The following is a 7,177-nucleotide window of genomic DNA, read 5'->3' as shown; positions in this document are numbered from 1 at the left end:
TCACCACTCTTTCATCCGAGTTAATCTCAAAACAAAATCGCTATGAGATCCCGTCCTTATCAATTTCAAAATCAAAGTCTGCCGAACAACTTTATAGACCAACAGCCAGTCCGGCTCGATGTGACATTCTCATGTCCTTATAATTTCTGGAATTAGTGAGAGCATGATCTCGATACGCCTCCGGCAACGGCTGCTCGTTACACAACAGCGTGATCACTTCCTCCAACTTCTTCGGATCGCAGCCTCTCTTGATCGCAAGCTTGTAATCTCGTTTGAACTGCCCGAAAACTCCGGCTTAAGCATTCAGCGCCTCCATCAGATCTGCAACGCTATCAAACGGACCATACATATCCTCTCCCTTTTCTGCCGCCTCCATCGCCGCATAGGTAACAGCATTCGGCTCGTCAACCTTGACTTCAAAGGGAAGTCCATGACACCTAAGTGCCTGTCGATAAAAAATACCCGTTGCCGTACTCAAATCCATTCCGAGGGACTTAAAGAGAGCTGCCGCCTGTGCTTTCAGCTCCGGCTCCATTCTTATCGTCATATTTCCTTTAGCCATAATAGCACTCCTTTCCTCGTCATTTTTAGCTTGCACTAATATTATATTCAATATTCGTGACATTTGCAAGTGCATTGCAAATGTTTTTTTGCAACTTTTCTATGAACAGTGCTTTCTATATGCTAACACCGCAGCGTGAATGCTCATGTCGGTAAAGTATCACAAGAAAATTATGTCGAATTGACAGCCGCCTCCGCTATACCGAATAAGGAAATAAAGAGTCCTCAAATTTGCGCTACTAAATGAAGACGAGGGAAGTAATCTCCCGCTCGTCAGTAAACTTAACTATGCCATATCAATCCGCTTCTTTCCCGCCACCGGCACTAAGAACAGCGCGGGCAACAGCAGGAAAGCGGTACAGACCAGCCCCCAGGGTATGGACACCTGCTGGGCTACCAGCCCACAATAGGCCCGCCGATGATCTGCCCGAAAGAGTCCAGCTGTCCGCTGTGGAAAAGACTGTGGCGCGCATTTTCTCATCCACATGGTCGTTCATCCAGGCGGCCAGCACAGGCTCCTTGATGGTGCGCATAAGCCCCGCCAGCAGGAACACCAACAACATGAACCAAAAGCTCCGCCCCACCGCGAAGAGAACCAGGCACAGGATACCCGGCGCTGGTGGACATGACCACACTGGTTCGGCTGACAGTCCCTTTTTTCTCCATGCGGGCGATGAGCAACTGAGAAGCCAGAATACCTAAGCCGTTGCCGATAAGACTGATAACACCGAACCAAGTGACGCTGTTCAGCGGCCCGATAACGGGTATTACCGTGTCATCCAGAAAATGAGCGGTGGAGAGCCGGTCAAAGCCTTCACTGGCAAGTCCCCCGCATAGTGTGATTGCTAAGAGCGCCAGCAACACAGGTGCGCCTTTCACAAAGCCCAGGTTGAGCTTGAACAGGCAGACAAAGTCTTTAAGCAAGCCCTGCCGTTCCTCAATAGCAGGGGAGAAGTTGGTTTCTGGCATGATGCGAACCATCACCAGCCCCAACAACAAGCACAAACTGCCCCCAAGATGACAGGCATTTGCAGGTTTATGTTTCCCAGCAGTGTGCCCAGCACCACGCCCAGAACGCCGCCGATTTGCCCCATTTGACTGCCCGCAGGAACACCTTGTCTATGGGTTTGTCCTCTTCCTCCGAGGCAATCCACGCCTCCAGAGCGCCGGTGATGAAGGTATCACCGCAACCCCAGACAACCTGGGCCAGCAGAACCGGCGCGAACCACGGTAGCGCACCCTCCATCAGAAAGCCCAGGCCGTAGAGGAACATTCCAATCAGCACCGAGCGCCGACGGCTATACAAATCCGCCACCACACCGGTGGGTATCTCGAACAGAAAGCAGGAGGTCTCCAGAACCGTCCCTACCAGGACAAGCTGGAAAGCATCCAGCTGCACCACCTCCAGGTGGTACACGATGGAAAGCACTGTGGACATAGAAACCGCCAGGGAACAGACAAATCGGAACAGCAGGTAGACAGAATATGCCTTTGAATTTTTAGCAAACATGAAGTTACATTCTCCTAGTATAATAATGGTGTAGTCAAGAACGACTACTGGTTAATAGTTACAAAGTCCAATCTAATAAATCTATATAGATATAACGGAAGGAGGAGTTCCCCCTCCATCAGAAGTTATAGGACATATTTACCGTGTCTGAGGTTTCCTTAATGCACCAGACAAAATATAGAGGTATAATCACTGAAGGCAGGATCATTGACGTTTCCTCCTTGGGAGCCGGCCTTCTGGCTGGCGATACCTCTTAGAAAGTCTGTCAATCCTTTCGGTGGTGATTTATGTTTTGGCTGGTTGGGAAGCCTCAGGCTATACCTGTATAAGCCGCTAGGTTGTGTATCCACCCTTTGGAATTGGATGCCTGCCGGAAAGGATATTACTATGCACTATCAAAAAGTACTCAAGATGCCTGAAGCGCAAGCAGGACTGTTATATCTGCGGCAACTACAAGAAACGCACCCATGACTGTACGGCGCACTTTATCCGCACCGACCTCTTGACCGCTGGTGTACTCTCCAATCTGCGGAAAGTGACCAGCTATGCGGCAAAGCATGAAGCCCGGTTTATGAAGCTCCTGATTGAGCAGAACGAGGACGGGGGCAAGCGCAGGAACGCCGCCAAGAAAAAGGAGCTGGAAGCCACCGAGAAACGCATAGCCGAGTTATCCGCTATCTTCAAGCGGCTGTATGAGGACAGTGTGACCGGGCGCATATCAGACGAGCGTTTCACAGAGCTGTCGGCAGACTATGAAGCAGAACAACGGGAGCTGAAAGAAAGAGCCGCCGCTATCCAAGCGGAGCTTTCCAAAGCACAGGAAGCCACCGTGAACGCAGAAAAGTTTATGAATGTTGTCCGGCGGCATACCAGCTTTGAAGAACTTACCCCTACTCTGCTGCGGGAGTTTGTAGAGAAAATCGTTGTGCATGAGTGCAGCTATGACGAGAACAAGACCCGCAGACAGGACATTGAGATTTATTATTCTTTTGTTGGCAAGGTGGACTTGCCCGAATAACCGCCCGACCTATCCGACACAAGAGCTAAGTGCCGGATAGGAACGGCAAAATTTTTTACACTTCTATTACTTCTTTATCGCACATCAATATACATTTAGGGGGTGAAAAAGCCTTATTTCGCGCGGTTTTCAAGCCTCGTTTTCGGTGGGGTAATATAAAAACCCTTATCTTTACATTACCTTCTGAAACATATGGCGCACCTTGTCCAGGCGGCTGTTTGGACGGCGGGGCTGGATGACCGGCTGACCGACAGCGGCCTGATATCCTTTCAGCTCTGTAAGGCATACGCTCCGCCCGTTGGTGTAAAAGGCCAGATCAGTACGGTATGCCTGTATACAGCGGGCGGGAATCTCGCCAGTAAAGACAACTTCATCCTTTTTTACCTGGGCCGTTTCGATGGTGGCACAGTATTTCGGTGCATCATGATAAGCCCTGGAAAGGTATTCCTGGGGCGCATAGAGGATGAAGGAGAGATAAGGTTCCAGCAGCTGCGTCCCCGATTCCTTCAATGCCTGTTCCAATACAATCGGGGCCAATGAGCGGAAGTCCGCCGGCGTGCTGACCGGACTGTAATAAAGCCCGTATTCAAAGCAAATCTTACAGTCCGTTACGTTCCAGCCGAACAAGCCCTGCTCCAGCCCGTAACGGATACCATCCCTGACAGCGTTTTGAAAACTCTGGTTCAAGTATCCCAGCGAAACCCGGCTCTCGTATTGTACACCGGAGCCAAGCGAGAGTGGTGTAACAGACAGTCCTATGGATGCCCAAAACGGGTTGGGCGGCACCTCGATATGGATGGTGTGGCTGGCTGCTTTGAGCGGCCGCTCCATATAAATGACGGAGGGTTCCTTTACCACTGTTTCAAGCTTGTATTTTTCCGACAGCAAAGCGGAAACAACCTCCAACTGCACCCGGCCCAAAAAAGAAAGAATGATCTCATGGGTGATGGAATCCACTTCGCAACGCAAAAGCGGGTCAGTATCCGCAAGTTGCGTAAGAGCGTCCAGCAGCCGTTCTCTTTGCGCTGCCGTTTTCGGCGCAATCGTCGTCCGCAGCATGGGGAGGGGGGTCCTCGCGCCACCTTTTACGAGGGAGCCGGGTTTGGTCCCCTAATACATCGTTTAACCTCACGCTGTCGCTGGGAAGGATAACAATTTCACCCTGATAAGCGGTGTCTGTCCGAACAATTTCCCCTTTGGATGGAATACGCATCTCTGTGATTTTCAGCTTTTCTCTCCCGGCCAGGGCCACCGTATCCCGCAGGCGCAGCGTTCCGCTGTATAACCGTAGATAGACACGCCGCTGGCCGCAATCGGTGTACTCAACCTTGAAAACGCTGCCGCATAGGGCGGCGCCCCCCTGTTCCCCAATCGGTTGGAACAGCCCTGTCACCGCATCCATCAACGGTTGAATGCCAAGGCCATTTTTAGCGCTGCCATGATAGACTGGGAACAGGGAGGCGTCTTGAACCCGCTGCTGTTCCTCCCGCGCAAGTTTTTCCCGGCTGATTGGTTCTCCTGCGATATACTTTTCCAATAATTCATCGTTATTTTCGATGACCGCATCCCATGCTTCTATGTCGGTATTTTCCTCCAGGACTATTTCCGGGGACAGCGACACCGTCTGCTTGATGATAATATCGGCGGAGAGCTTATCCCGAACAGACTGAACCACGCTCTGCAAATCAACGCCAGCCTGGTCGATCTTGTTGATAAAGATAACGGTGGGAATGTTCATTTTCCGCAGGGCATGGAACAGAATACGGGTCTGGGCCTGCACGCCATCTTTAGCGGAGATCACCAAGATGGCCCCATCTAAAACAGCCAAAGAGCGGTACACCTCCGCCAAAAAATCCATGTGGCCGGGCGTATCCACAATGTTAACTTTACATCTGTGCCACTGGAAGGAAGTGACTGCCGCTTGAATGGTAATCCCACGCTGCCGCTCCAAAAACATGGTGTCCGTCCTCGTTGTCCCTTTTTCGACGCTCCCCGGTTCTGAAATGGCTCCGCTGGCATATAGCAGGCTCTCCGTCAAGGTCGTCTTTCCAGCGTCTACATGGGCAAGAATTCCAATATTGATTATTTTCATGTGATTGTCCTCCCTTTACAGCCCCAAAGGGCATAAAAATCCCCAGCAGTAAAATACTTTTACCACTGGGGATTATAAGTTGCGGACATACACATATACAGCATACACCTGTTTGTGATTGCTGTTTTTGGGGATATGTCAAAATTGATAAGGCAAAAGTATTCTTAAATTGGGTACAAAAAACTAAGCCCCTACAAAAGGAGCTATCATAATCCTTTGTTCCCACTATTTGATTATAGTTTTATTTAAGAATACCTTGCCGCATATTTTTTACTCCTTTTCTGGATTAAATCATTGTATCACATCAGTTTTAGGAAAGCAAGTACCTAAAAGAAATTTTTCTTCCCCTTACCCGCCCCGAAAACGCCTTGTAGGGCGTTTCTGGGGCGTTTACAGCCCTTTCTTAAATTCCTCCACCAACAGATCGCTCAAAGCCTGTGATGGGCGTATTTTGACCGTTATATGCCCCTCCGGTACGGTGTCCCACCATTTGCGGATCGTTTTCGGATCAAGTCCGGTGTCCCTATGACAATCGGCCTTGCGTCCCTCTGGATGCTCCTGCCGCCACGCATAGACTTGCGCTTTCTTTTCTTCTGCCCCTTTTCTTCTCCATGTGCCGCCAGGATAATCCACTTCCTGCACCGCCCTTGCTCTTTTCAAATGCTCTTTCTGTGATCTACCATTCCTCTTGTTGCGCTCGATGCGAACATCGGTCAGAGCTTCAATATCGGAAATCGTGAAATTGTAATACTCCTTGTCGTAGGCTTCCAGCGCACTCCGTATATCTTCCTCGGTCAATGCGTTCTCATGCTTCACCATCTGCAGATCATCAAAAGCCTCTTTCATATCCTGCCGGAGCTGCTGCTTCGACACACCGCATTTGTAAGCATAGATAGCAAGGCACATCAAAAAGAAATACCGATGCCCGCCCTTTATCTCTCCGATCTGCCGCAGCCACCAATGGTAGAGCGCATACGGATCATCACCATGCACCTTTCCGGCAATATCCCACTTCTTGCGTCCTTTCTCGCCTCTAACAACAACACGCTCATACCACTCCGGATATGCCTCCCTCGCCTCAGCTCGTGTCATTTTGGATGGGCTGAAAGGCTTATTGACATCCACCCTGTTTTCTGGCTTTGCGTAGGCGTTCAGATAATCCAGCGTTACCCGTTCTCCGGTACGGAAAGCGACCAGCTCCGTCCCATGCTTGTCATTGATGCTGCCCACCATGCGGAAGCTCTGATTGATGGATTGATACTGGATCGCCTTGACCTGCGAAGTGCTGCCATACTCCCATAGCCGGAAAGTGAGGTCATATTTCAGACTTTTAAGCTGAATTTTTATATTCGGGTATAGGTCAATCGGCTGCTGGAAAACATAGTAGATATGCAGCCCTGTCCCCGACAGAACAAGGAAAGTCGGCATCGGCAACCGGCGCACTCGCTCCGGATCGCCGCCAAAGCGCAGAAAGAGGTTGCGCAGCTCGGCAAGACCTACGCCATCCAGATCGAAGATCAGAGCATACATCCGCTGGGCGTTCTCCAGCCTGTTCTCCTTTCTGCGATATGCAAGACCGCTGCACAAAGTAAGGCTGTTCCCTCGACAAACTCCATGTAATCCTGTTCCCATGTGTCGTTATACATCTTCCTGCGCCGGAGCTTCTTATCCTCGCTCTGTTCGTCCCGATACAGATACACAGCGTTCGGATGGGAAAAATCCGTGTGCCGTTCTCCGGAGTTCTCATTGTCCGGAAACAGCTCTTTATAAAACTCATAGCCTCCGACCTCCGGATATTGTGCGCTCAAATACTCGTAGCAGCCTCGATAATTCTCGGTCATATTACCACCTCACAAAAGAAAAGTACCAAAAAGAAAATCCGCTGCGGCGGGGATCGCCTGCGGGCGGAAGGGGGAAAAGGGGGAGCAAAAGAGCGGCGGCTACGCCGCCTTAAGAGAAAGTCACCTCCCCCTTTTCCCCCTCGCGGAGGGGCATT

General features: G+C 50.5%; 3 protein-coding genes and 4 pseudogenes. 1 reads left to right on the top strand and 6 read right to left on the bottom strand.

Translation table 11 applies throughout. The features are described from left to right. From CBW42_RS14090 to tet(40), 3 genes and pseudogenes are all read right to left on the bottom strand, one after another. Positions 1 to 280, bottom strand: a pseudogene (locus CBW42_RS14090) (type II toxin-antitoxin system YafQ family toxin); the annotation flags it as partial. Positions 281 to 295: 15 nt separating this feature from the next. Next, positions 296 to 562 (bottom strand): type II toxin-antitoxin system RelB/DinJ family antitoxin, encoded by a 267-nt coding sequence (locus tag CBW42_RS14085; RefSeq protein WP_033119556.1) that lies wholly within the window; start codon positions 560 to 562, stop codon positions 296 to 298. A gap of 285 nt (positions 563 to 847) precedes the next feature. Continuing rightward, positions 848 to 2,071 (bottom strand): annotated as a pseudogene (gene tet(40), locus CBW42_RS14080) (tetracycline efflux MFS transporter Tet(40)). Between the two features lie 418 nt (positions 2,072 to 2,489). Here tet(40) and CBW42_RS14070 point away from each other — a divergent pair. Then, positions 2,490 to 3,089, top strand: a pseudogene (locus CBW42_RS14070) (DUF4368 domain-containing protein); the annotation flags it as partial. A 171-nt stretch (positions 3,090 to 3,260) separates the two neighbouring features. Here CBW42_RS14070 and tet(W) read toward each other — a convergent pair. The 3 genes and pseudogenes from tet(W) to CBW42_RS14855 form a co-directional block, all read right to left on the bottom strand. Beyond that, a pseudogene (gene tet(W) / locus CBW42_RS14065) lies at positions 3,261 to 5,181 on the bottom strand (tetracycline resistance ribosomal protection protein Tet(W)). A 390-nt stretch (positions 5,182 to 5,571) separates the two neighbouring features. Next, positions 5,572 to 6,711 (bottom strand): hypothetical protein, encoded by a 1,140-nt coding sequence (locus CBW42_RS14055; RefSeq protein WP_205703650.1) that lies wholly within the window; start codon positions 6,709 to 6,711, stop codon positions 5,572 to 5,574. After that, complete coding sequence (locus CBW42_RS14855) at positions 6,699 to 7,022, bottom strand: hypothetical protein (protein WP_205703649.1); 324 nt, start codon at positions 7,020 to 7,022, stop codon at positions 6,699 to 6,701. The genes CBW42_RS14055 and CBW42_RS14855 overlap by 13 nt, the downstream gene beginning before the upstream one ends. Positions 7,023 to 7,177: the final 155 nt, after the last annotated feature.

Origin of the sequence: Butyricicoccus porcorum (assembly GCF_002157465.1) — a bacterium.
Classification (GTDB): domain Bacteria; phylum Bacillota; class Clostridia; order Oscillospirales; family Butyricicoccaceae; genus Butyricicoccus_A; species Butyricicoccus_A porcorum.
This window is presented reverse-complemented; position numbering and strand designations above follow the sequence as displayed.

Excerpts from the sequence above, each read along its gene's own strand:
- CBW42_RS14085 (WP_033119556.1), bottom strand. The coding sequence starts at position 562 with ATGGCTAAAGGAAATATGACGATAAGAATGGAGCCGGAGCTGAAAGCA.
- CBW42_RS14855 (WP_205703649.1), bottom strand. The coding sequence starts at position 7,022 with ATGACCGAGAATTATCGAGGCTGCTACGAGTATTTGAGCGCACAATAT.
- CBW42_RS14055 (WP_205703650.1), bottom strand. The coding sequence starts at position 6,711 with ATGTATGCTCTGATCTTCGATCTGGATGGCGTAGGTCTTGCCGAGCTG.